Raw genomic sequence first — 23062 nt, 5'->3', positions numbered from 1 at the left:
TCAGTGGTCCTTCGCCCCGAAGCCGGCCTTCGCGAGGATGGGCCAGAGGAGGATGCCGATGACGAGCAGGCCGGCGCTCGCCCACACGAGCGCGGGCATGTCGAGGAAGAAGAAGAGGGTGCCGAGGGTGAACGCGAGGATCATGACGATGACGCTCGTCCACGCGGCGCGCGAGTTGCCGTGGCCGGGGTCGACGAACGACGCCTCGTACTCCGCGATCCCGAGATCAGCTGCGTGCTGATCGCTGATGCCCTTGCGTGCGCTCACGATGCTCCTTGGTCGGCCTTCCGGGCGCGCTCGCGCGCCCGCACCCCTCGAGTCTATCGAGTCGGATCCTCGCCGTCGTCCATGACGTCCCACGCGAGGCCCGTGGCGCGCTCGTAGCGCTCGGCGCGGCGTGCGCGCTCGGGCCAGCGCCGCGCGGTGACGAGCGCGACGATCCCGCCCGCGATCGCGACGAGCCCCGCCGCGGCGCCGACCACCGGCCACGGCCCCTCGGCGAGGCTCGCGATCTCGGCGGCCTGCGCCGAGCCGGCGAGGCCCGTGGCCTCGGCGACGAGCGCCTCGACAGCGGCGGGGATCCCGCCGCGCGAGGCGAGCGCGTGCACGGCCGTGAGACCGCCGAGCAGCACGGCGAGCGCGCCGAGCGCGAAGCGCCAGGCGAGGCCGGCGATCGGCAGCACGAGCGCGAGCGCGACGCTCGCGAGCGACAGGATCGTGAGGCCGCCCGCGAGGTCCTGTCCCGCGACGGCGAGCTCGCGCCCGTCGACGAGCACGGCGATCGCCCACGGCTGCGTCGCGGCGAGCAGGCCGAGCGCGCCCGCGGCGAGCAGCGCGAGCACCGCGACGAGCCGCCCGCGCCTCACGCCCCGAGCCCTCGCATGGTGCTCGCGACCGCGACCGCGCGCAGCGGCGCCGCGGCCTTGCTCCGCACCTCCTGCAGTTCGCTCTCCGGGTCGCTGTCGGCGACGAGCCCGGCGCCCGACTGCACGTGCGCGACGCCGTCGCGCATCGTGACGGTGCGGATCGCGATCGCGAGGTCGGCGTCGCCGGCGAAGTCGAGCCAGCCGACCACGCCGCCGTAGACGCCGCGCTGCGCCGGCTCGAGCTCGTCGATGATCTCGAGCGCCCGGGGCTTCGGCGCGCCCGAGAGGGTGCCTGCCGGGAAGGTCGCGCGGAAGGCGTCGAGCGCGCTCGCGTCGTCGCGCATCCGCCCCTCGACCGTCGAGACGATGTGCATGATGTGGCTGAAGCGCTCGATCGCCATGAGCTCGGTGACCGCGACCGTGCCGGGCACGCACACCTTCGCGAGGTCGTTGCGCGCGAGGTCGACGAGCATGACGTGCTCGCTGCGCTCCTTCGGGTCAGCGAGCAGCTCGTCGCCGAGGTCGCGGTCGGCGGCGGCGTCGGCGCCGCGCGGACGGCTGCCCGCGATCGGATGCATCGTCGCGCGCCCGTCGTGGACGGTGACGAGCGCCTCGGGGCTCGATCCGACGACGGCGTAGGGGCCGCCGTCGGCGTCCTCGAGCGCGAGGAGGTAGAGGTAGGGTGAGGGGTTGAGCATGCGCAGCACGCGGTAGACCTCGAGCGGGTCGGCCGCAGTCTCCAGGTCGAAGCGCGCCGACAGGACGACCTGGAAGACGTCGCCGTCGACGATGTGGCGCTTCGAGCGCTCGACCATCGCGCGGAACGCGTCGGCGTCGACGCGCGCGGTCGGGGCCGGCTCCGCGTCCCGGTCGATCGCGGCGACCGAGCCGGGCTCGTCCCGGGCGAGGGCGGCCTCGAGCGCGTCGAGCCGGGACTGCGCGTCGAGCCACAGCGCATCCGCGTCGTCGACGCCGTCGTTCACGACGTTCGCGACGAGGTGGGCGGCGCCCGTGCGGTGGTCGAGCACGACGAGCGTCGCCGTGAGCGCCATCGCGATCGCGGGCACGTCGACGTCGCGCTCGGGCGCGTCGGGCAGGTGCTCGAGCTCGCGGACGGCCTCCCAGCCGATGTGCCCGATCATGCCGCTCGTGAGGCGCGGGAGCCCCTCGATGCGCGGCGTCGCCCAGCGGCGCAGCACGTGCTCGACGGTGTCGAGGCCGCTGCGCGGGGCGTCGTCGCCGAGCAGCCGCTCGGCGCTTAGCGCGCTCGAGCGCCACTCGACGCGGCCCCGGTCGGCCGTGAGGAGGCCGAAGGCCTCGACGCCGACGAACGAGTAGCGGTTCCAGACGCCCTGCTCGGCGGACTCGAGGAGGAACGAGCCGGGCCGGCCGGCGGCGACGCGGCGGTAGACGCCGACCGGGGTCTCGGCGTCGAGGAAGACCTCGCGCAGGACCGGCACGATGCGGTGGCCGGTGAGGAGCGCGTCGAACGCCTCGCGCGTCGTGGAGCCGGGCATCACGGCCGCGCCCCATCCTCGGGAGCGGCGAGGGGCACGGGCGTGAAGAAGCACGATCGCGCGCCGGTGTGGCACGCGGGCCCCGACTGGTCGACGCGGATGAGGAGCGCGTCGCCGTCGCAGTCGATCGCGATCGAGCGCGGCACCTGGATGTTGCCCGACGTGTCGCCCTTCCGCCAGTACTCCTGCCGGGACCGCGACCAGAACGTCACGCGGCCCTCGGTCGCGGTGCGGCGGAGCGCCTCGTCGTCCATGTAGCCGACCATGAGCACGTCGCCCGTCGCTTCGTCCTGGATGACGGCGGCGACGAGTCCGTCGGCGTCCTTCTTCAGCTCCGGCAGACCGGTCATCGCACCGTCACCCCCGCTTCGCGCATCGCGGCCTTGACCTCGCCGATCGTGCACTGGCCGCTGTGGAAGATGCTCGCGGCGAGCACGGCGTCGGCGCCCGCGGCGACGGCGGGCGCGAAGTCGGCCGGCTCCCCCGCGCCGCCCGAGGCGATGACGGGGCACGTGGCGACGGCGCGCACCGCGCGCGTGAGCTCGAGGTCGAAGCCGTCCTTCGTGCCGTCGGCGTCGATCGAGTTGACGAGCAGCTCGCCGACGCCGCGGCGCACGCCCTCGGCGGCCCACTCGAGCGCGTCGAGCCCGGCGCCGCGCGAGCCGCCGTGCGTCGTCACCTCGAAGCCCGAGGGCATCTCGGGCGAGCGGCGCACGTCGAGCGAGAGCACGAGCACCTGCGAGCCGAAGTCGGCGACGATGCGGTCGATGAGCTCGGGGTCGCGGATCGCGGCGGAGTTGACCCCGACCTTGTCGGCGCCGTGCGCGAGCAGCCGCGCGACGTCGTCGCGGCTGCGCACGCCGCCGCCGACGGTGAGCGGGATGAAGACCTGCTCCGCGCAGCGCTCGACGACCTCGAGCATCGTGCCGGCGTCCTCGACGGTCGCCTTGACGTCGAGGAACGTCAGCTCGTCGGCGCCCTGCTCGGCGTAGCGGGCGGCGAGCTCGACCGGGTCGCCCTGGTCGGTGAGCCCCTGGAAGCGCACGCCCTTCACGACGCGGCCGTGGGCGACGTCGAGGCACGGGATGACGCGGGTGGCGAGCACGGCGGTCCTCCTAGATGCGGGCGGCGTGGATGTTGGTGACGATGATCGCGCGCGCGCCGACGTCGGCGAGGGCGTCCATGATCTGGTTCGTCTCGTCGCTGCGCACCATGACGCGCACGGCGACCCAGTCGGGATCGTGGAGCGGGCTCACGGTCGCGCTCTCGAAGCCGCTCGCGATGCCGATCGCCGCGTCGAGCCGCGAGCGCTCGATGTCGTAGTCGACGAGCACGAAGTCGCGCGCGACGATGACGCCGTCGAGGCGCCGCTTGAGGGTCGCGAGCCCCGGCTTGTCGGTGCCGTGCTCCCCCTCGTCGTTCGTGATGAGCACGGCCTCGCTCACGAGGATCGGCTCCCCGAAGACCTCGAGGCCCTGGGCCCGCAGGGTCGCACCCGTCTCGACGACGTCGGCGACCGCATCCGCCACCCCGAGCCGCACGGCCGACTCGACCGCTCCGTCGAGGCGCACGAGCTCGGCCGTGACGCCGTGCTGCGCGAGGTGCTGCTCGACGAGGCCCGTGTACGAGGACGCGACGCGCTGGCCCTCGAGGTCGCGCGCGTCGCCGAAGCGGCCGGCGGGGCCTGCGAAGCGGAACGTCGAGCGGGCGAAGCCGAGGCCCTCGATCTCGAGCGCGGGCGAGCCGGAGTCGAGCAGCAGGTCGCGGCCGGTGATGCCGACGTCGAGCGCGCCCGAGCCGACGTACGTCGCGATGTCGCGCGGGCGGAGGAAGAAGAACTCGACCTCGTTGCGGGCGTCGACGACGATGAGCTCCTTGCCGTCGCGGCGGCCGCGGTAGCCGGCCTCGTCGAGCATCTGGGCGGCCGTCTCGGCGAGCGAGCCCTTGTTGGGCACGGCGATCTTCAGCATGGGTTCCTTGCATCGTCTGACGGTCGGGGGACGGCGCGTCAGAGATGTCGGTACACGTCCTGCAGCGAGATGCCCTTCGCGAGCATGAGCACCTGGAGGTGGTACAGCAGCTGCGAGATCTCGATCGCCGCGTCCTCATCGCTCTCGTGCTCGGCGGCCATCCAGACCTCGGCGGCCTCCTCGACGATCTTCTTGCCGATCGTGTGGACGCCCGCGTCGACGGCCGCGACGGTGCCGGAGCCCGGTCGGCGCTCGGCGAGCGTCTGCTCGAGCTCGGCGTACAGCTCGTCGAAGGTCTTCACCCCTCCAGGCTACCGGCGTCGCGGAGCGCGGCGATGCGCGCGGCCACGTCGTCGTGCCCGTAGACGGCGGAACCCGCCACGAAGACGTCGGCGCCGGCCGCCGCGGCGATCGGCAGCGTGTCGGCCGTGATGCCGCCGTCGACCTGCAGCGCGAGCCCGATGCCCGCCTCGTCGGCGCGGCCGCGGAGCTCGACGAGCTTCGGCATCATGTCGGCCATGAACGACTGACCGCCGAAGCCCGGCTCGACGGTCATGACGAGCACCATGTCGAACTCGGTGAGGTGCTCGAGCACCGCGTCGACCGCGGTGCCGGGCTTGAGCGCGATCGCCGCGCGCGTGCCGCGCGCCCGCAGCTCGCGCGCGAGCGCGACGCCGTCGTTCGTCGCCTCGGCGTGGAAGGTCACCGACTCGACCCCCCGGATCGCGTACTGCGGCGCCCACGTGTCGGGGTCGTCGATCATGAGGTGCACGTCGATCGGCAGCTCGGTCACCTCGGCGATGCGCTCGACCATCGGCAACCCGAACGTGAGGTTGGGCACGAAGTGGGCGTCCATCACGTCGACGTGCACGCCGTCGGCGTCCCGGATGCGCTCGAGGTCGCGCTCGAGGTTGACGAAGTCCGCCGACAGGATGCTGGGGTGGATCCTGACCATGCCCGCCACCCTATCCGGCTCGCGAGCGGCTGGGCGGGCGCTCGGGAGCGCTACCGGGCCGTCGTGAGCAGCTGGATGAACATCGCGTCGGTGCCGTTGCGGTGCGGCCACAGCTGCACGGCGTCGCCGGTCTCGCCGAGCGCGATGCCGGGCGAGAGCTCGGCGACGACCGCGCGCGTCGGGACCGGCTCGAGGCCGAGGACGGATGCGCGCTCCACGACCGCGCGCGTCTCGGCGAGGTGGGGCGAGCACGTGACGTAGGCGACGAGCCCGCCGGGGCGCACGGCGCGCGCCGCCGCCTCGAGCAGCTCGACCTGCAGGGCCGCGAGCTCGGGCACGTCGGTCGGCTGCTTGCGCCAGCGCGCCTCGGGGCGGCGGCGCAGGGCCCCGAGGCCCGTGCACGGGGCGTCGAGGAGCACGCGGTCGAAGGCGCCCGCGGTGTCGCCGCGACCGTAGCGGCGGCCGTCGCCGACGACGACCTCGGGGCGCGGCTCGATGGCGCGCACGGCGTCGCGCACGAGCCTCGCGCGGTGCGGCGCGACCTCGTTCGCCTCGAGCCGCGCGCCGTGCACGGCGGCCTCGGCCGCGAGCAGCGCGGCCTTGCCGCCGGGCCCCGCGCACAGGTCGAGCCAGCGCTCCCCCGCCGAGACCGGCCGCGCGCGCGTGAGGGCGAGCGCCGCGAGCTGGCTGCCGGCGTCCTGCACGCGCCACGAGCCGTCGCCGACCTGCGGCACCCGCGCGGGGTCGCCGCCCGGCGCGACGCGGCCGAGCGGGCTGGCGGTCGGCGCGAGGTCCAGCTCGGTCGGGTCGGCGAGCCCGGGCAGCGCGACGAGCTGCACCGCGGGCGGATCGTTGTCGGCATGGAGGAGCGCCTCGAGCTCGCCGGCGGCGCCCTCGCGGTCGAGCGTGCGCCGCAGGGCGCGGAGCACCCACGCGGGGTGCGACGACTCGAGCGCGAGCCGCTCGTCGGCGCTGAGCCGCTCGGCGATGCGCGCGAGCCGCTGCTCCCACGGCTCCTCCGAGAGCCGGCGCAGCACCGCGTTCGCGAAGCCGAGCCGGCCCTTGTTGCGACGCCCCAGGAGCGCGACGGTCTCGTGCACGGCGGCGTGCGCCGGCACGCGCATGCGGCTGAGCTGGTGCGAGCCGATGCGGAGGGTCGCGCGCGTCTCGGGGTCGATCTCGTCGACGCGGCGACCGGCGGCATCGGCGATGAGCGCGTCGTGCTGGCCCTGCCAGCGGAGCGTGCCGTAGGCGAGCTCGGTCGCGAAACCCGCGTCGGCGGGGCTCAGCCCCGCCTCCCGGATGCGCGCGGGCAGCAGCAGGTTGGCGTAGGCGTCGTCGCGGTCGACCGCGAGCACGACGTCGCGCGCGACGAGCCGGGCGCTCATCGGCCGGCCCCCGCGGGCTCGAGCTCGAAGACGGCCGCGCCGCCGCGGCCCCGCAGCCAGTCGACGCCCGGCATGGGCCGCTTTCCCGCGGGCTGCACCTCGACGAGCTCGAGCGGCGCGCTGCCGGTGCCGACGACCGCCGAGCGCCCCGCGATCGCCGCGTGGCCGGGCGGCAGCGGCTCGGCGCCCGAGCGGGCGAGCGCGAGGAGCTTGACCCGCTGGCCGTCGACGGTGCCGTGCGCGCCCGGCTCGGGCGTCACCCCCCGCCAGCGGCTCAGCACGGCGGGCGCCGGGCTCGTCAGGTCGAGCGCGCCGTCGGCGAGCGAGAGCTTCGGCGCGAGCGTCGGGTCCCCGACCTGCTCGGTGAACGTCGCGGTGCCCGCCTCGATCTCGCGCACGGCCTCGGCGAGCTCGCCCGCGCCGAGCACCGCGAGCTCCGCGAGGAGCTCGCCCGCGGTCGCGCCCTCCGGGATGGGCGCCTCGCGCACGCGCACGAGCGGCCCGGCGTCGAGCTCGGCGACGAGCCGGAACACGCTCACGCCCGTGGTGCTGCGACCGTCGATGAGCGCTCGCTGCACCGGCGCGGCGCCGCGGTAGTCGGGCAGCACCGAGAAGTGCAGGTTGATCCAGCCGTGCCGCGGGAGCGACAGCAGCGGCTCGCGCACGAGCCCGCCGTAGGCGACGACCGCGGCGAGCTCGGGCTCGAGCGCGGCGATCCGCTCGGTCGCGACGGCGTCGAGCCGGTTCGCCTCGATGACGTCGAGGCCGAGCTCGGCCGCACGCGCCGCGACCGGCGTGGGCGTGAGCACCCGCTTGCGCCCGTGGGGCGAGGCGGCGCGCGTGACGACCGCGGCGACCTCGTGCTCGGCGGCGAGGGCCTCGAGGCTCGGCACGGCGACGGCGGGACTGCCGGCGAAGACGATGCGCATGGCTGCTTCCTGACTCGGGACGGCGCTACAGGCCGTCGAAGGGCTCGTGATCATCCAACCGGATGCGCAGCCTCGCGGGCGCGCCGGGCCGCGAGGGGCGGCGCGCGGCGGCGAGCACGCGCGCGCGCACGACGCTCGCGACGCGCGCCCCGTCGGCGTAGGCGAAGCGCGCGATCGCGCGCTCGAGCTGCTCGCCGGGGCGCGCGTCGGCGACCGGCCCGCCCGTGACCGGCACAGGGCCGAGCACGTCGAGGTGCTCGATGCCGCCCAGCGCCTCGAGCGCCTCGGCGACGGCGTCGGGGTGCCCGACGACGGATGCGGTGCGCACGGCGGGCGGGAACCGGAGCGCTCGGCGCTCGGCGAGCTCCGCCTTCGCGAACGGCACGGTCGTCGCTCCGGTGATGGCGGCGGCCGCAGGCCCCATGACGCCGGCGAGCACGACGCTCGCCCCGTCGGCGGCGAGCGCCCGAGCGGTCGCCCACTGCCGCACGGCCTCCTCGGCGACGCGGAGGCCCTCCCGCGCGAGGAGCGAGTCGCCGTCGAGCAGCAGCACCGCGCGGTAGCCGCCCTCGGCGATCGGCTCGGCGCCGCGCGTCGCGACGACGATGCGCGGCCGCGCGTCGACCTCGAGCCGCTCGTGCTCCCCGTCGGCGACGGCGACCGGGATCCCCGGCACAGCGCGCCCGAGCTCCTCGGCGATGCGGCTCGAGCCGCGGCCCACCTCGCGCAGCCGCGTGCCGCTGCACGTCGGGCACGACCACGCGGCCGCGAGCCGGCCGCAGAGCCGGCACGCCGGGGCCGAGCCGCGCGAGCGGACGCCGAGCGGGCCGCCGCACGCGCGGCAACGGGCGCGCGCGCCGCAGTCGCCGCAGCGCAGTCCCGGCGCGTGGCCGGGCCGGGCGACCTGCACGAGCACGGGTCCGTGCTGGAGCCCCTCGCGCGCGGCCGCGAACGCCGCGGCGGGCACGCGGCGGCCGTCGTCGGCGAGCGCGGCGGGCAGCACGCGCACGCGGTGCTCGCCCACGCGCTCGTGCTCGAGGAAGCCGACCTCGACGAGCCGCTCGGCGTCGGTCGAGCGCGCGTGCCCGGCGAGCACGAGCGCGGATCCCGATTGCGCCTGCCGCACGAGCGCGGCGTCGCGCGCGTGGACGCCGGGGGCGAGCGGCTCGGCGAGCAGCGGGTCGCCGTCCTCCCACACCGCGAGCAGCCCGAGCCGCTTCGCGGGAGCGTAGACCGCCGAGCGGGGGCCGATGATCGCGAGCGGCTCGTCATCGAGGCAGCGGAGGAACCCGCGGTAGCGCTCGGGGTTCTTCTGCCGCGCGTCGAGCTCGACGATGCGCTCCTCGCCGACGGCGGTGGCGAGCGCGAGCCGCAGCTGCCGCTGCTCGCGGTGATCGGGCACGACGAGGATCGCCTGCTCGCCGCGCTCGAGCGCCTGCCGGGCGAGCGCGGCGAGCGCGATCGCCCACCGCCCGATCCACGCGGTGCCGTCGCCGTCGGCGACCTCGGCGACGCCGCCCGCGCACTCGAGCGCGACGCGCCGTCGGCTCTCGACGAGACCGGGCAGCACGGCGGATGCGTCGGCGAGCGCGGGCAGGGGCGCCGGGGCGGGGCGGGCGGACCCCTCGCGCGCGAGCCACGCCTTCTCGACCCGCGCCTGGCGGCCCGGGATCGCGACGCGCAGCACGTCGGCCGCTCCACCGGCGGCGCGGTCGGCGACCGCGCGCGCGAGCGCCCACACCTCGGGCTGCAGCACCGGCACGGTCGAGACGACGTGCGCGACGTCGGCGACCTCGCCCTCCCAGTCGCGCGCATCCGTCACCTCGACGACGTAGCCCGACGCCTCGCGCTCGTTGCGGAGCGGCACGCGCACGCGCACGCCCGGCGCGACGCCCGCGAGGCCGGGGGGCACGCGGTACTCGAAGAGCCGGTCGAGCTGCGGCAGCCGCGAGTCGACGACGACCCGCGCGAAGGCGCGCGCGGGGCTCAAGGCCTCACAGCCCCGCGGCGGCGCGCAGCGCGTCGACGCGGTCGAGCCGCTCCCACGTGAACCCGGACAGCTCGCGCCCGAAGTGGCCGTACGCGGCGGTCTGGCGGTACTTCGGCTCGCGCAGCTCGAGGTCGCGCACGATCGCGCCCGGCCGCAGATCGAAGACGTCCTGGATCGCCGCGCCGATCGCGAGGTCGTCGATGACGCCCGTGCCGAACGACTCGACGTAGAGGCCGACGGGCTGCGCCATGCCGATCGCGTAGGCGGCCTGCACCTCGAGCCGCTTCGCGAGGCCCGCCGCGACGGCGTTCTTCGCGACCCACCGCAGGGCGTAGGCGGCGGAGCGGTCGACCTTCGACGGGTCCTTGCCGCTGAACGCGCCGCCGCCGTGCCGAGCGGCGCCGCCGTAGGTGTCGACGATGATCTTGCGGCCCGTGAGGCCAGCGTCGCCCTTCGGCCCGCCGGTGAGGAAGGAGCCGGAGGGGTTGACGATCGCGCGCATGCCGCTCGCGTCGAGGCCGAGCTCGCCCACGACGGGGTCGATCACGTGCTCGATGACGGCGTCGCGGATCTCGTCGTTCGTGACGCCCGGCGCGTGCTGCGTCGAGACGAGCACGGTGTCGACCGAGACGGGCGAGAAGCCGTCGTAGCCGATCGTCACCTGCGTCTTGCCGTCGGGGCGGAGGAAGGGGATCTCGGCCGAGCGCCGGGCGGCGGCGAGCCGCTCGGCGAGCCGGTGCGCGGCCCACGCGGTCGCCGGCATGAGGCTCGGCGTCTCGTCGGTCGCGAAGCCGAACATGATGCCCTGGTCGCCGGCGCCGTCGCGGTCGAGCGGGTCGACGGAGCCGCCGCGCGCCTCGACGGCGGTGTCGACGCCCGTCGCGATCTCGGGGCTCTGCTCGCCGATCGAGACGGTCACGCCGCACGAGTTGCCGTCGAACGAGACCTCGCTCGAGTCGTAGCCGATGTCGACGATGACCTTCCGCACGACCGAGGCGATGTCGACGTAGCCCGTCGTGCGCACCTCGCCCGCGACGTGCACGAGGCCCGTCGTCACGAGCGTCTCGACCGCGACGCGCGCCTCCGGGTCCTGCGCGAGCATCGCGTCGAGGATCGCGTCGGAGATCTGGTCGGAGATCTTGTCGGGGTGACCCTCGGTCACCGACTCCGACGTGAACAGCCGGAGGCTGCCCGCACTGGGGCTCACCGCACTGGGGCTCACTGGACTGGGGCTCACTGGTGCTCCTCACCTGCGCTCGCGAGGCGCTGCGCGACGCACTCGATGATCACCCGGGCCACTGACGCCTTCTGGCCCGACGCATCCGCCACGACGCCATCGGCGTCGAGCACGCGCACGCGCGTGTCGACGGCGCCGAAGCCCTCGTCGTGGCCGACGCGGTTGAGCACGAGCAGGTCGGCGCCCTTCCGCGCGAGCTTCGCGCGCCCACGCTCGACGAGGGCGTCGTCGTCGGCCTCGGTCTCGGCGCCGAAGCCGACGAGCAGGCCCTCGCGCGGCAGCCCAGCGAGCTCGGCGAGGATGTCGGGGTTGAGCTCGAGCTCGATCGTCGGCGCCTCGCCCCACGACTCCTTCGAGCGCTTCTCGTCGACGGCGCCGCGCACGCGGTAGTCGGCGACCGCCGCGGCCATCACGACGACGTCGGCGCTCGCGCGCTCGAGCATCGCCTCGCGCAGCTGCGCGGTCGTCTCGACCTCGACGAGCTCGACGCCGGAGGGGACGGGCACGTGGAGGTTGGCGCCGACGAGCGTGACGCTCGCGCCCGCCGCGCGCGCCGCGCTCGCGAGGGCGACGCCCATCGCGCCGCTCGAGCGGTTGCCGAGGAAGCGCACGGGGTCGATCGGCTCGCGCGTGCCGCCGGCCGAGACGACGACCGAGCGGCCGGCGAGCGCGCCGGAGTGGCGGCCGGCGGCCTCGAGCGCCGCCGCGACGACATCGGCGGGCTCGGCCATGCGGCCGAAGCCCTCGTCGGCGCCCGTGAGCGCACCGGCGACCGGCCCGACGATCGTCGCGCCGCGCTCGGCGAGCGCGCGCACGTTCGCCTGCACGGCCGGCTGCTCCCACATCTCGGTGTGCATCGCGGGCGCGATCACGAGCGGAGCGCGCGAGGCGAGGACGGTCGTGCCGAGCAGGTCGTCGGCGAGGCCGTGCGCGAGCTTCGCGAGCGTGTTCGCGGTCGCGGGCAGGATGACGATCAGGTCGGCCGACTGGCCGAGCGCGACGTGGCGCACGGCGGCGACGTCGTCGAAGACCTCGTCGGTGACGGGGTTGCGGCTGAGCGCCTCGAGCGTCGGGCGCCCGATGAAGCGCAGCGCCGACGCCGTCGGCACGACGTGCACGTCGTGCCCCGCCTTCACGAGCTCGCGGATGGCGAGCGCGGCCTTGTAGGCGGCGATGCCGCCGGAGATCCCGACGACGACGCGCATCAGCCCTGCGCGGTCTCGTCCTTGGTCAGGACGAGCTTGTCCTGGTGGATCTCGTGCAGCGCGACCGAGAGCGGCTTGTCCTCGACCGTGGCGTCGACGAGCGGGCCGACGTTGTCGAACATCGATCCCTCGTGGATGTCGGTGTAGTAGTCGTTGATCTGGCGCGCGCGCTTCGCGGCGAAGATCACGAGCTGGTACTTCGAGTCGACCTTCTCGAGCACCTCGTCGATCGGCGGGTTGATGATGCCCTGCGTGGCCATGCGTGCCTCCTGCGGCTGTGGTCGGTGTCGGATGCGCGGGATCGGCCCGCGGAGCTCGTGGCGCCAGTGGCGCAAGCGACCATCCTATCGCGCCGTTGCCGCGCGTGCTCGTCAGCCTGCCGGGGGGCGTGGATCCCTCTCAGCGGGCCGCTGCGGGCGCGCGCTGCGCGAGGCGCGGACGATCGACCACGCGATGAGCCCGAGCACCTGCGCGAGCAGCATGCCGACGACGACCGCCATGACGATCTGCACCGCGATCGACACACCGGTCGAGCCCAGCTCCGAGAGCAGCTCCCGCATCCTTCTCCCCCGCACGCAATCCGGCCGTGGCCGCAGCGCGCCCCGGGGTCTGGAGGGCACGGACTTCCCGAGGCTCACTCTGCGGGAGCCGGCGGGCCGGTGTCAAGCGACGGCGGTCAGCCGACGACCCGGTCGGCCGACGGCCGGTCGCCCGCGATGGAGAGCGACCGCGCGACGACGCGCTCGGCGACGTCTCGCAGGTTCAGGTTGTGGCCGCGCGCGTGCTGGCGCAGCATGCGGAAGGCCTCGTCCATGTCGACGCCGGCCGACTCGCCGAGGATCCCCTTCGCCTGCTCGATCACGATGCGGCTCTCGAGCGCGCGCTGCAGCTGCTCGGCGAGCACCGTGCTCTCACGCGTCGTCCGCTCCTGCACGATCGCGATCGTCGCGAGCGCGGCGAGCGCCTGCGCGACCGCGGCGTCGGCACCCTCGAGCTCGCCGACGCGCCGGCGGAAGAGCCCGAGGCTGCCGATCGCCTCGCCCCGCAGTCGCAGCGGCACGGCGTAGGCGGAGCCGTAGCCGCGCTGCGCTGCAGCGAGGCGGAAGTGCTCCCAATCGGCCCCGACCGCGCGCACGTCCGGCACCGAGATGACACTGCCCGTGCGGAACGAGTGGATGCACGGGCCGTCACCCGCGTTGAGCTGCATCACCTCGACGAAGTCGGCGCCCTCGCTCGTCGACGCGACGAGCTCGAGCTCGCCGTCGGCATCGACGAGCAGCAGGCCCGCCGCGTCGACCACGAGCAGCTCCACGCACTCGAGCACGATCGCGTGCAGGACCTCCACGACGTCGTAGTCGGTCGTCAGCACGTCGGCGAAGCGGATGAACGCAGCGCTCAGGGTCGCGTCGCGCTCGGCAACGCTCACGTCCGGGTCCTCCGCATGCGCGGAAGCCTACTGCCGCGGCGCGCCCTCCGCCTCCGCTGCGAGGATGCGCTCGACGACCTCGCGGGCCGCCTCTGCGACGTCGGAGTTGACGATCGTCGCGTCGAACTCGGGCTGGCTCGCAAGCTCGACCTTCGCGGTCTCGAGCCGCTTCGCCCGCTCCGCGGGCGTCTCGGTGCCCCGGCCGACGAGCCGGCGCACGAGCTCGTCCCACGACGGCGGCGCGAGGAAGAGCAGCACGGCGTCGGGGAACGACTCCCGCACCTGCCGCGCGCCCTGGAGGTCGATCTCGAGCAGCACCGACGAGCCCTCGTCGAGCGCCGCCTGCACGCTCGAGCGCGGCGTGCCGTAGCGCGAGAGGTTGTGCACCGTCGCCCACTCGAGGAACTCGCCGTCCTCGATCATGCGGTCGAAGTCGGCGTCGGAGACGAACGCGTAGTGCACGCCGTCGATCTCTCCCGGCCGCGGCGCCCTGGTCGTGGCGCTCACGGAGTGGCGGATCTGCGGGAAGTGCTCGCGCACGTACTGCGCGACGGTGCCCTTCCCGACCGCCGTCGGTCCCGCGAGCACGATGAGGCGGGGGCGGCGCGAGGGATCCACGCGGTCCAGCCAAGCGCGAACGCGCTCGCGCTGCAAACCGCCGAGCCCACCGAGCCGCTTGGAGGACGCGATCGCGAGCTCGCGCATGAGCGCCTCGACCCGCGCCGGCCCGAGCCCGCGCAGGCTGCCGAGGTACTCGGCGACGCGCAGCCGCCCCTGCGGGCTGCCCGGCTCCTGCCACGCGCGCTCGGCGACGTCGCGGGGACCGCGCTCACCGGTCGCGAGCGCGCGCTTGACCGCGGCTCGCGCGCGCCGCGCCTCGATCGCCGCCCGCCCGGCGGCACCGGGGTCGGGGATCGCCGGGCGGCTCACGGCAGCTCCCACCCGGCGGCGTCGATCGCGGCGGCGATCCCCGCCGGACCGGCCTGCAGGATGCTGCGGCTCGCGCTCGCGACCACGAGCGCATCGGCCGGGAAGAGGCGGTGCAGGTCGGCGAGCCGAGCGCCCTGCGCGCCGAAGCCCGGCGCGAGCACGGGCGTGGATGCGTCGGGCGAGAGCCCGTACGCGGCACGGTCGAGCGTCGCGCCGATCACGAGGCCGTGGCCGGCGCCCGTCGCGGCGTTGCGCGCCGCGACCTCGTCGGCGACCGCCGCCGCGACGGTGCGCCCGTCGTCGAGCCGCGCGCGCTGGATGCTCGCGCCCTCCGGGTTGGAGGTCGCGGCGAGCACGAACACGCCCTTGCCGCCGCGCTCGGCGGCCTCGAAGAGCCCGTCGAGCGCGCCGACGCCGAGATAGGGGCTCGCGGTGAGCGCGTCCGCCTCGAGCGGCGCGCCCGGCTCGAGCCACGCGGCCGCGTAGCCGAGCGTCGTCGAGCCGATGTCGCCGCGCTTCGCGTCCGCGATCGTCACGAGGCCCGCGGCGCGCGCGTCGGCGAGCACGCGCTCGAGCGCACCGAGCCCCGCGGGGCCGAGCGCCTCGAAGAGCGCCACTTGCGGCTTGACGACGCCCGCGCGCCCGGCCGCGGCCGCGACGACCGCGCGCCCGAAGCGCTCCGCGCCCGACGCATCCGCCCCGAGCCCCCACTGCGCGAGCAGCGCGGGGTGCGGGTCGATGCCGACGCACAGCGCGCCGCGCTCGGCGACCGCGGCGCGGAGGCGATCGAGGAAGGTCACGCCGACCGCCGCGCGTGGTACTCCTGCAGGCTCGTGACCTCGAACGGCTCGCGCGCCGCCTCGATCGCCGCGACCGCGGCACCGAGCTGCGCGACGGTCGTGAAGAGCGCCTTGTCGCCCGCGACCGTCGATGCCCGGATCTCGTAGCCGTCGGCGCGCGCGGTGCCGCCCGAGGGGGTGTTGACGATGATGTCGATCTCCCCCGCGTCGATGAGGTCGACGATCGACGGCTCGGCGCCGTCTCCCGCCGCCGCCTCGGAGTGCTTGCGCACGGTGCGCACGGCGATGCCGTTGCGGCCGAGCACCTCGGCGGTGCCGGTCGTCGCCACGAGGTCGAAGCCGAGCTGCTGCAGCCGGTGCATCGGCAGCACCGCCTGGCGCTTGTCGCGGTCGGAGAGCGAGACGAAGACGGTGCCGGAGGTCGGCAGCCCGCCGTAGGCGGCGGCCTGGCTCTTCGCGAACGCCGTCGGGAAGTCCCGGTCGATGCCCATCACCTCGCCCGTCGAGCGCATCTCGGGACCGAGCAGCGAGTCGACCATCCGGCCGTCGGCGGTGCGGAAGCGGCGGAACGGCAGCACGGCCTCCTTGACCGCGACCGGCGCGTCGGGGGGCAGCACGGTGCCGTCGCGCTCGGGCAGCAAGCCCTCGGCGCGGAGCTCGGCGATCGTCGCGCCCGCGAGCACGCGCGCGTTCGCCTTCGCGATCGGCGTGCCGAGCGCCTTCGCGACGAACGGCACCGTGCGGCTCGCGCGCGGGTTCGCCTCGATGACGTGGAGCACGCCCGCGCTGTACGCGAACTGCACGTTGATCGGCCCGCGCACGTCGAGGCCGGCGGCGATGCGGAGGGTCGCGCCGCGGATCTCCTCGAGCTGCGCACGGCCGAGCCCGACGGGCGGCAGCGTGCACGAGGAGTCGCCCGAGTGGATGCCGGCCTCCTCGATGTGCTCGAGGATGCCGCCGACGTAGAGCTCGTCGCCGTCGAAGATGGCGTCGACGTCGATCTCGATCGCGTCGTCGAGGAAGTGGTCGACGAGCAGCGGCGCCTGCGGGCCGACGATGCCGTGCGCCGCGATGCGCTCGAAGTAGCCGTGCAGGCCCGCCGTGTCGTAGACGATCTCCATGCCGCGGCCGCCGAGCACGAACGACGGGCGCACGAGCACGGGGTAGCCGATGCGCTCGGCGATCTCGATCGCCTCGGCCTCGGTCGTCGCGGTGCCGTTCCGGGGTGCGACGAGGCCCGCGCCGTCGAGGATCCGCTGGAACAGGCCGCGCTCCTCGGCCGCGTCGATCGCGTCGGGGGTCGTGCCGAGGATCGGCACGCCGGCCGCCTCGAGGCCGCGCGCGAGGCCGAGCGGCGTCTGCCCGCCGAGCTGCACGATGACGCCGACGAGCTCGCCCGCCGCCTGCTCGACGTGCACGATCTCGAGCACGTCCTCGAGCGTGAGCGGCTCGAAGTAGAGCCGGTCGCTCGTGTCGTAGTCGGTCGAGACCGTCTCGGGATTGCAGTTGACCATGATGGTCTCGAAGCCCGCGTCGGAGAGCGCGAACGACGCGTGCACGCACGAGTAGTCGAACTCGATGCCCTGCCCGATGCGGTTCGGGCCCGAGCCGAGGATGATGACCTTCCGGCGGTCGGAGGGCTCGACCTCCGTCTCGAGGTCGTAGCTCGAGTAGTGGTAGGGCGTCTCGGCCGGGAACTCCCCCGCGCACGTGTCGACGGTCTTGTAGACGGGGCGCACGCCGGCGGCCCAGCGCGCCTCGCGCACCTCGGCCTCGCCGATGCCGCGCAGCTGCGCGATCTGCGCGTCCGAGAAGCCGTGCTCCTTCGCGAGCCGCAGCCTGCCCTCGTCGAGGTCTCCGTCGCGGATGGCGTCGGCGACCTCGTTGATGAGCACGAGCTGGTCGAGGAACCACGGGTCGATGCCGGTCGCCTCGTGCGCCTGCTCGATCGTCGCGCCCGCGCGCAGCGCCTGCTGCAGGGTCACGATCCGGCCGTCGGTCGGCACGCTCGCCGCCTCGAGCAGCGCCGCCGCGTCGCCCGGCTCGCCCTCCCAGTGGAACGAGGAGCCGCGCTTCTCGAGCGACCGGAGGGCCTTCTGCAGGGCCTGCGCGTAGGTGCGCCCGATCGCCATGGCCTCGCCGACCGACTTCATGGTCGTCGTGAGGGTCGCATCCGCCGCCGGGAACTTCTCGAAGTTGAAGCGCGGCACCTTGACGACGACGTAGTCGAGCGCGGGCTCGAACGACGCGGGCGTCACCTTCGTGATGTCGTTCGGGATCTCGTCGAGGCGGTAGCCGAGCGCGAGCTTCGCCGCGATCTTCGCGATCGGGAAGCCCGTCGCCTTCGAGGCGAGCGCCGAGGAGCGCGAGACGCGCGGGTTCATCTCGATCACGATGATGCGGCCCGTCGCGGGGTCGACGGCGAACTGGATGTTGCAGCCGCCCGTGTCGACGCCGACGCGCCGGATGATGTCGATGCCGATGTCGCGCAGCCGCTGGAACTCGCGGTCGGTGAGCGTGAGGGCCGGGGCGACGGTGATCGAGTCGCCCGTGTGCACGCCGACGGCGTCGACGTTCTCGATCGAGCAGACGACGACCGTGTTGTCGGCCTGATCGCGCATGAGCTCGAGCTCGTACTCCTTCCACCCGAGGATCGACTCCTCGAGCAGCACCTCGCCGATCGTGGACGAGTGGATGCCGTCCCCGACGAAGCGGCGGAGCTCGGCCTCGTCGTGGGCGAAGCCCGAGCCGAGGCCGCCCATCGTGAACGACGGGCGCACGACGACCGGGTAGCCGTACTCCTCGGCGAACGCGATCGCGTCGTCGACCGAGCACGCGATCGCGCTCGAGGCGACGTCGGCGCCGGCCTCGAGCACGAGCTGCTTGAAGAGCTGCCGGTCCTCGCCGCGCTGGATCGCGTCGACCTTCGCGCCGATGAGCTCGACGCCGTGGCGCGCGAGGATGCCCTGCTCGTGCAGCGCGATCGCCGCGTTGAGGGCCGTCTGCCCGCCGAGCGTCGGCAGGATCGCGTCGGGGCGCTCCTTGACGATGATCGTCTCGATCACCTCGGGGGTGATCGGCTCAATGTAGGTCGCGTCGGCGAAGTCGGGGTCGGTCATGATCGTCGCCGGGTTGGAGTTGACGAGGATGACGCGCACGCCCTCCTCGCGCAGCACGCGGCACGCCTGGGTGCCGGAGTAGTCGAACTCGGCCGCCTGGCCGATGACGATCGGCCCGGAGCCGATGACGAGGACGGAGCGGATGTCGTCGCGCTTGGGCACTAGGCGTCCTTCTGGTCGGAGTCGGAGTCGTGGGAGGCGGCGGCGCGCACGTCGTCGGTCGCCGTGTCGGCGCCGGTCGGGCGCGCGCCGGCGCGGTGCGCGAGCACGAGCTCGCGGAAGCGGCTGAAGAGGTGGTGGGCGTCGTTGGGTCCCGCCGCGGCCTCGGGGTGGTACTGCACGCTGAAGGCAGGGATGTCGAGCGCCCGGAGACCCTCGACGACCTCGTCGTTGAGCGAGAAGTGGCTCACCTCGACGCGACCGAAGCCCGCGGGGCTCTCGAGCTGCTCGCGCAGCGGCGCGTCGACGGCGAAGCCGTGGTTTTGGCTCGTGATCTCCACCCGGCCGGTCGCGACGTCGAGCACGGGCTGGTTGATGCCGCGGTGGCCGAAGGGCAGCTTGTACGTGCCGAAGCCGAGCGCGCGGCCGAGCAGCTGGTTGCCGAAGCAGATGCCGAAGAACGGCAGGTCCTCGCGCAGCAGGCCCTGGAGCAGCTCGACCTGCGCGTCGCTCGCGGCGGGATCGCCCGGGCCGTTCGAGTAGAACGCCGCGATCGGCTCGTGCTCGAGCACCTGCTCGAGGCTCGCGCCCTGCGGCAGCACGACGAGGTCGAAGCCCTGCTGCTGCAGGTAGCGGAGCGTGGATGCCTTGACCCCGAGGTCGAGGACGGCGAGCGTGCCGATCGACTCGCCGATCGCGGGCAACCGGTACGCCTCCTCGGTCGACACGAGCTCCGCGAGGCTGCGGCCCGTCATCTCGGGGCTCTCGCGCACCGCCTCGAGCATCGCCTCGACGGACTCGAGCGCGTCGCCCGAGAAGACGCCGGCGCGCATCGCGCCCGCGTCGCGGAGGCGGCGCGTGACGGCGCGCGTGTCGACGCCGGCGATGCCGACGATGCCGTCCTCGGCGAGCTGCGCCTCGAGCGAGCCCTCGGCGCGCCAGCTCGAGACGACGCGGCTCGCGGCGCGCACGACGTAGCCTGCGGGCCACGCGCGTCGCGACTCGGCGTCCTCGGCGTTGACGCCGGTGTTGCCGATGTGCGGTGCGGTCTGCACGACGATCTGGCCGGCGTAGGAGGGGTCGGTGAGCGTCTCCTGGTAGCCGGTCATGCCGGTCGCGAAGACGGCCTCACCGAGCGCGCGGCCGGTCGCGCCGTAGGCGGTGCCGCGGTAGACGGTGCCGTCCTCGAGCACGAGGGCCGCGGGTGCGGGAGTGGTCATTGGGGTGCTCCTTCCCGGGCGAGGGCGCGCAGCGCCTCGAACGCCTCGGTGTCGTCGCCGATGATGCGGAGGTAGGTGTCGACGTCGGCGCCGAGCGAGTGGGCGATCACGATGATCCCCCCGGGCTCGACGACGCGGTCGATGGTCCAGGTGGCCCGCTCGACCGCGCGGATGCGGTCGGCGGGGATGCGCACCTCGCGCCGGTCGGCGACGAGCTGCACGCCGGTCGCGTCGATCGCGACCGTGGTGCGGCCGCGGAAGCCGAGGCCGTGGGCGAAGATGCGCTGGTAGGGATCGCCGGCGCGCGTCGTCGCGACGTAGAGCGCCTCGGCGACGAGGGTCGGCCGGGCGTCGATCCACGGCAGCGGCGGCTCGACGTCGCGCTGGCGTCGTCGGTGCGCGAGCACGCCGAGCACGGCGAGCAGCGCGATGAGCGCCACGACGCCCGCGCTCAGCAGCGCGAACGTCTCCTTCGTCATCGTCCGACCTCCTCGGTCACGATCTCCCCGGTCACGATCTCCCCGGCCGCGAGCGTGCGTCGGCCCCCGTGCCAGACGTGCAGCACGCGGCCGGGCAGCTCCCGGCCGAGGTAGGGCGAGTTGGCCGAGCGCCCCTTGAGGTGCCGCTCCTCGACGACGGCGCGCGCGGCGGGGTCGACGAGCACGACGTGCGCGGGCGAGCCGATCGCAAGCGGCGCGTCGTAGCCCGGCTCCCGGCCGATCTCGGCGGGCGCCGTCGACATCGCGCGCGCGACGCCGGCCCAGTCCATGAGCCCGGTCTCGACGCACGCCATCTGCACCACCTGCAGGGCCGTCTCGAGCCCGACCATGCCGAACGACGCATCCGCGAACGCCGCGAGCTTGGCCTCGGGCGCGTGCGGCGCGTGGTCGGTCGCGACGATGTCGATCGTGCCGTCGGCGAGCGCCTCGCGGAGCGCGCGCACGTCGGCGTCGGTGCGCAGCGGCGGGTTGACCTTGAAGCGCGCATCGTAGGAGCGCACGAGCTCCTCGGTGAGCAGCAGGTGGTGGGGCGCGACCTCGGCGGTGATCCGCGCACCGCGCGCCTTCGCCGCCCGCACGACCTCGACGGTCTCGGCGGTCGAGACGTGGCACACGTGCAGCCGTGCGCCGGCGAGCTCGGCGAGCATCGCGTCGCGCGCGACGATCGACGCCTCCGCGACCGCGGGCCAGCCGCCGAGCCCGAGCTCGGCCGAGAGCGGGCCCTCGTGCATGACGGCGCCGCGCGTGAGCGCCGGGTCCTGCGCGTGCTGCGCGACGACCGCGTCGAGCGCCGCTGCGTGCTCGAGCGCGCGCCGCATGAGCTCGGCGTCGTGCACGCAGTGCCCGTCGTCGCTGAAGACGGTGACGCGAGCGGCGCTGCGGGCGAGCATCGTCATGTCGGCGAGCCGCTCCCCCGCGAGGCCGACGGTGACGGCGCCGATGGGCCGCACGGTCGCGAGCCCGGCCTCGAGGCCGAGCCGGTGCACCTGCTCGACGACGGCGGGCGTGTCGGCGACGGGGTTCGTGTTCGCCATCGCGAAGACGCACGTGAAGCCGCCCGCGGCGGCGGCGCGCACGCCGCTCGCGACGGTCTCGGCCTGCTCGCCCCCGGGCTGCCGGAGGTGGGTGTGGAGGTCGACGAGGCCCGGGAGGGCCACGAGGCCGGATGCGTCGATCACCTCGGCGCGGTCACGGTCGATCGCGCTCGGGTCGACGAGCACGCCGTCCTCGATCGCGAGGTCGCGCGGCTCGCCGCCGAGCACGGCGGCGCCGGTGAGCAGGGTCGTCATCGGGCGCCTCCGGAGACTGAGGATGCGTGGTCTGGCGCCGGGTGGTCGGACGCGAGGAGCGCGTAGAGCACGGCCATGCGCACCGAGACGCCGGCGGTCACCTGCTCGAGGATCGCGGAGCGGTCGGAGTCGGCCGCGCGGCTCGAGAGCTCGAGGCCGCGGTTCATCGGGCCGGGGTGCAGCAGGTGAGCGTCGCCCAGCCGAGCGAGGCGCTCGTCGGTGAGCGACCAGCCGGTGATGTACTCCGCGGCGCTCGGCGCGACCTTCCCCGCCTGCCGCTCGAGCTGCACGCGCAGCAGCATCATCGCGTCCGGCCGCTCGTCGATGACGCGGTCGAGGCTCGGTTCGGCGCGCACGCCGAGCCGAGTGCCGTCGCTCGCGGCGGGCGGCAGCAGCGGCGGCGGGCCGACGAGCGTGACCTCGGCGCCGAGCGCCGGCAGCAGCAGCGCGTTCGAGCGGGCGACGCGCGAGTGGGCGATGTCGCCGACGATCGCGACGCGCACGCCGTCGAGCGCCTTGCCGCGCGCGGCGTCGCCGTGGATCCGGCGGCGGAGCGCGAAGGCGTCGAGGAGCGCTTGGGTGGGGTGCTCGTGCGTGCCGTCGCCGGCGTTCACGACGGGCCTGCCGATCCAGTCGGCGAGCAGCGCGGGAGCGCCGGAGGCGCCCGAGCGCACGACGACGCCGTCGACGCCCATCGCGGCGATCGTGAGGCCCGTGTCGCGCAGCGACTCGCCCTTCGAGACGCTCGAGCCCTTGCCCGACACGTTGATGACGTCGGCCGAGAGCCACTTTCCGGCGATCTCGAACGACGAGCGGGTGCGCGTCGAGTCCTCGAAGAAGAGGTTCACGACCGTGCGACCGCGCAGGGCCGGGAGCTTCTTGAGCTCGCGGTCCTGGATCTGGTGCATGTCCTCGGCGAGGTCGAGCAGGGCCACGGCCTCGTCGCGCGGCATCGAGGCGGTGAGGAGGTGCCTCATGCGGCGCCGTCCTCGATCGTCACGGCGTCGGCGCCGTCGACCTCCTCGAGCAGGATCCGGACGTGCTCGCTGCGCGCGCTCGGGAGGTTCTTGCCGACGAAGTCCGCGCGGATCGGCAGCTCGCGGTGGCCGCGGTCGACGAGCGCGGCGAGCCGCACGGCGCGCGGGCGGCCGAGGTCGGCGAGGGCGTCGAGGGCGGCGCGGATCGTGCGGCCCGAGTAGAGCACGTCGTCGACGAGCACGACGACGCGGTCGTCGACGCCCGCGGCGGGCACGCGCGTCGGGTGCGGCGCGCGCGTCGGGCGGCCCCGCAGGTCGTCGCGGTGCATCGTGACGTCGAGCGCGCCGACCCGGTCGGCGAAGCCGATGCCGGTGATGTCGGCGAGGCGGTCGGCGAGCCGCTGGGCGAGGTGCACGCCGCGGGTCGGGATGCCGAGCAGGACGAGGTCGTCGGCGCCGTGGTTCGCCTCGAGGATCTCGTGGGCGATGCGGGTGAGGGCCCGGCCGATCTCGTCGGGCCCGAGCACGGTGCGCGCACCTGCACGCTGAGTCACAGCGACTCCCTTCTCCGCCTCACGGGACGGG

General features: G+C 74.8%; 24 protein-coding genes. All 24 read right to left on the bottom strand.

Features of this window, described 5'->3' with window-relative positions:
* Positions 1-219 (bottom strand): DUF6704 family protein, encoded by a 219-nt coding sequence (locus H508_RS0108695; RefSeq protein ID WP_026373775.1) that lies wholly within the window; start codon positions 217-219, stop codon positions 1-3.
* A gap of 101 nt (positions 220-320) precedes the next feature.
* Positions 321-866, bottom strand: coding sequence for a Trp biosynthesis-associated membrane protein (locus H508_RS15445; RefSeq protein WP_035254591.1), 546 nt, complete (start codon positions 864-866; stop codon positions 321-323).
* Positions 863-2383 (bottom strand): anthranilate synthase component I, encoded by a 1521-nt coding sequence (locus H508_RS0108685; protein ID WP_026373774.1) that lies wholly within the window; start codon positions 2381-2383, stop codon positions 863-865. The genes H508_RS15445 and H508_RS0108685 overlap by 4 nt, the downstream gene beginning before the upstream one ends.
* On the bottom strand, positions 2383-2733 hold the full coding sequence (hisI, locus tag H508_RS15440) for a phosphoribosyl-AMP cyclohydrolase (protein WP_035254589.1): 351 nt from the start codon (positions 2731-2733) through the stop codon (positions 2383-2385). Before hisI ends, H508_RS0108685 begins: the two co-directional genes overlap by 1 nt.
* On the bottom strand, positions 2730-3488 hold the full coding sequence (hisF, locus tag H508_RS0108675; protein WP_026373773.1) for an imidazole glycerol phosphate synthase subunit HisF: 759 nt from the start codon (positions 3486-3488) through the stop codon (positions 2730-2732). The genes hisI and hisF overlap by 4 nt, the downstream gene beginning before the upstream one ends.
* A 10-nt stretch (positions 3489-3498) precedes the next feature.
* On the bottom strand, positions 3499-4353 hold the full coding sequence (gene hisG / locus H508_RS0108670) for an ATP phosphoribosyltransferase (protein ID WP_026373772.1): 855 nt from the start codon (positions 4351-4353) through the stop codon (positions 3499-3501).
* A 38-nt stretch (positions 4354-4391) separates the two neighbouring features.
* On the bottom strand, positions 4392-4655 hold the full coding sequence (locus tag H508_RS0108665) for a phosphoribosyl-ATP diphosphatase (protein ID WP_026373771.1): 264 nt from the start codon (positions 4653-4655) through the stop codon (positions 4392-4394).
* On the bottom strand, positions 4652-5308 hold the full coding sequence (gene rpe / locus H508_RS0108660; RefSeq protein ID WP_035254587.1) for a ribulose-phosphate 3-epimerase: 657 nt from the start codon (positions 5306-5308) through the stop codon (positions 4652-4654). The genes H508_RS0108665 and rpe overlap by 4 nt, the downstream gene beginning before the upstream one ends.
* A 50-nt stretch (positions 5309-5358) precedes the next feature.
* Entirely contained in the window at positions 5359-6696 is a 1338-nt protein-coding gene (locus H508_RS0108655) for an RsmB/NOP family class I SAM-dependent RNA methyltransferase (RefSeq protein ID WP_026373769.1), read from the bottom strand.
* The gene (locus H508_RS0108650; RefSeq protein WP_026373768.1) at positions 6693-7625 is read right to left on the bottom strand and encodes a methionyl-tRNA formyltransferase; all 933 of its coding nucleotides are present in this window, start codon (positions 7623-7625) and stop codon (positions 6693-6695) included. The genes H508_RS0108655 and H508_RS0108650 overlap by 4 nt, the downstream gene beginning before the upstream one ends.
* A 25-nt stretch (positions 7626-7650) precedes the next feature.
* Complete coding sequence (locus H508_RS0108645) at positions 7651-9615, bottom strand: primosomal protein N' family DNA-binding protein (RefSeq protein ID WP_026373767.1); 1965 nt, start codon at positions 9613-9615, stop codon at positions 7651-7653.
* Between the two features lie 4 nt (positions 9616-9619).
* A complete protein-coding gene (metK, locus tag H508_RS0108640; RefSeq protein ID WP_245569488.1) occupies positions 9620-10852 on the bottom strand; it encodes a methionine adenosyltransferase in 1233 nt (410 codons plus the stop codon).
* On the bottom strand, positions 10849-12057 hold the full coding sequence (gene coaBC / locus H508_RS15435; RefSeq protein WP_035254585.1) for a bifunctional phosphopantothenoylcysteine decarboxylase/phosphopantothenate--cysteine ligase CoaBC: 1209 nt from the start codon (positions 12055-12057) through the stop codon (positions 10849-10851). The genes metK and coaBC overlap by 4 nt, the downstream gene beginning before the upstream one ends.
* On the bottom strand, positions 12057-12317 hold the full coding sequence (gene rpoZ / locus H508_RS0108630; protein WP_026373765.1) for a DNA-directed RNA polymerase subunit omega: 261 nt from the start codon (positions 12315-12317) through the stop codon (positions 12057-12059). The genes coaBC and rpoZ overlap by 1 nt, the downstream gene beginning before the upstream one ends.
* Positions 12318-12428: 111 nt before the next feature.
* The gene (locus H508_RS0108625) at positions 12429-12617 is read right to left on the bottom strand and encodes a hypothetical protein (RefSeq protein ID WP_026373764.1); all 189 of its coding nucleotides are present in this window, start codon (positions 12615-12617) and stop codon (positions 12429-12431) included.
* Positions 12618-12733: 116 nt separating this feature from the next.
* Positions 12734-13483 (bottom strand): GAF and ANTAR domain-containing protein, encoded by a 750-nt coding sequence (locus H508_RS0108620; RefSeq protein ID WP_026373763.1) that lies wholly within the window; start codon positions 13481-13483, stop codon positions 12734-12736.
* 27 nt (positions 13484-13510) lie between these two features.
* On the bottom strand, positions 13511-14413 hold the full coding sequence (gmk, locus tag H508_RS0108615; RefSeq protein ID WP_026373762.1) for a guanylate kinase: 903 nt from the start codon (positions 14411-14413) through the stop codon (positions 13511-13513).
* Positions 14410-15213: an orotidine-5'-phosphate decarboxylase gene (gene pyrF, locus H508_RS0108610; protein ID WP_026373761.1), complete on the bottom strand. Its 804-nt coding sequence runs from the start codon at positions 15211-15213 to the stop codon at positions 14410-14412. Before pyrF ends, gmk begins: the two co-directional genes overlap by 4 nt.
* Positions 15210-18494 (bottom strand): carbamoyl-phosphate synthase large subunit, encoded by a 3285-nt coding sequence (gene carB, locus H508_RS0108605; protein ID WP_026373760.1) that lies wholly within the window; start codon positions 18492-18494, stop codon positions 15210-15212. Before carB ends, pyrF begins: the two co-directional genes overlap by 4 nt.
* Positions 18494-19711: a glutamine-hydrolyzing carbamoyl-phosphate synthase small subunit gene (carA, locus tag H508_RS15430; RefSeq protein ID WP_035254582.1), complete on the bottom strand. Its 1218-nt coding sequence runs from the start codon at positions 19709-19711 to the stop codon at positions 18494-18496. The genes carB and carA overlap by 1 nt, the downstream gene beginning before the upstream one ends.
* Entirely contained in the window at positions 19708-20190 is a 483-nt protein-coding gene (locus H508_RS15425) for a PH-like domain-containing protein (protein ID WP_051223082.1), read from the bottom strand. The genes carA and H508_RS15425 overlap by 4 nt, the downstream gene beginning before the upstream one ends.
* Positions 20187-21500, bottom strand: a complete 1314-nt coding sequence (locus tag H508_RS0108590; protein WP_026373759.1) for a dihydroorotase — start codon at positions 21498-21500, stop codon at positions 20187-20189. Before H508_RS0108590 ends, H508_RS15425 begins: the two co-directional genes overlap by 4 nt.
* Positions 21497-22477: an aspartate carbamoyltransferase catalytic subunit gene (locus tag H508_RS15420; protein ID WP_051223080.1), complete on the bottom strand. Its 981-nt coding sequence runs from the start codon at positions 22475-22477 to the stop codon at positions 21497-21499. Before H508_RS15420 ends, H508_RS0108590 begins: the two co-directional genes overlap by 4 nt.
* Positions 22474-23031 carry a bifunctional pyr operon transcriptional regulator/uracil phosphoribosyltransferase PyrR gene (gene pyrR / locus H508_RS0108580; protein WP_026373758.1) on the bottom strand — a complete coding sequence of 186 codons (558 nt, stop codon included), beginning with the start codon at positions 23029-23031 and terminating at the stop codon, positions 22474-22476. Before pyrR ends, H508_RS15420 begins: the two co-directional genes overlap by 4 nt.
* Between the last annotated feature and the right edge of the window lie 31 nt (positions 23032-23062).

This window comes from Agrococcus lahaulensis DSM 17612 (genome assembly GCF_000425105.1).
Taxonomy (GTDB): Bacteria; Actinomycetota; Actinomycetes; order Actinomycetales; family Microbacteriaceae; genus Agrococcus; species Agrococcus lahaulensis.
This window is presented reverse-complemented; position numbering and strand designations above follow the sequence as displayed.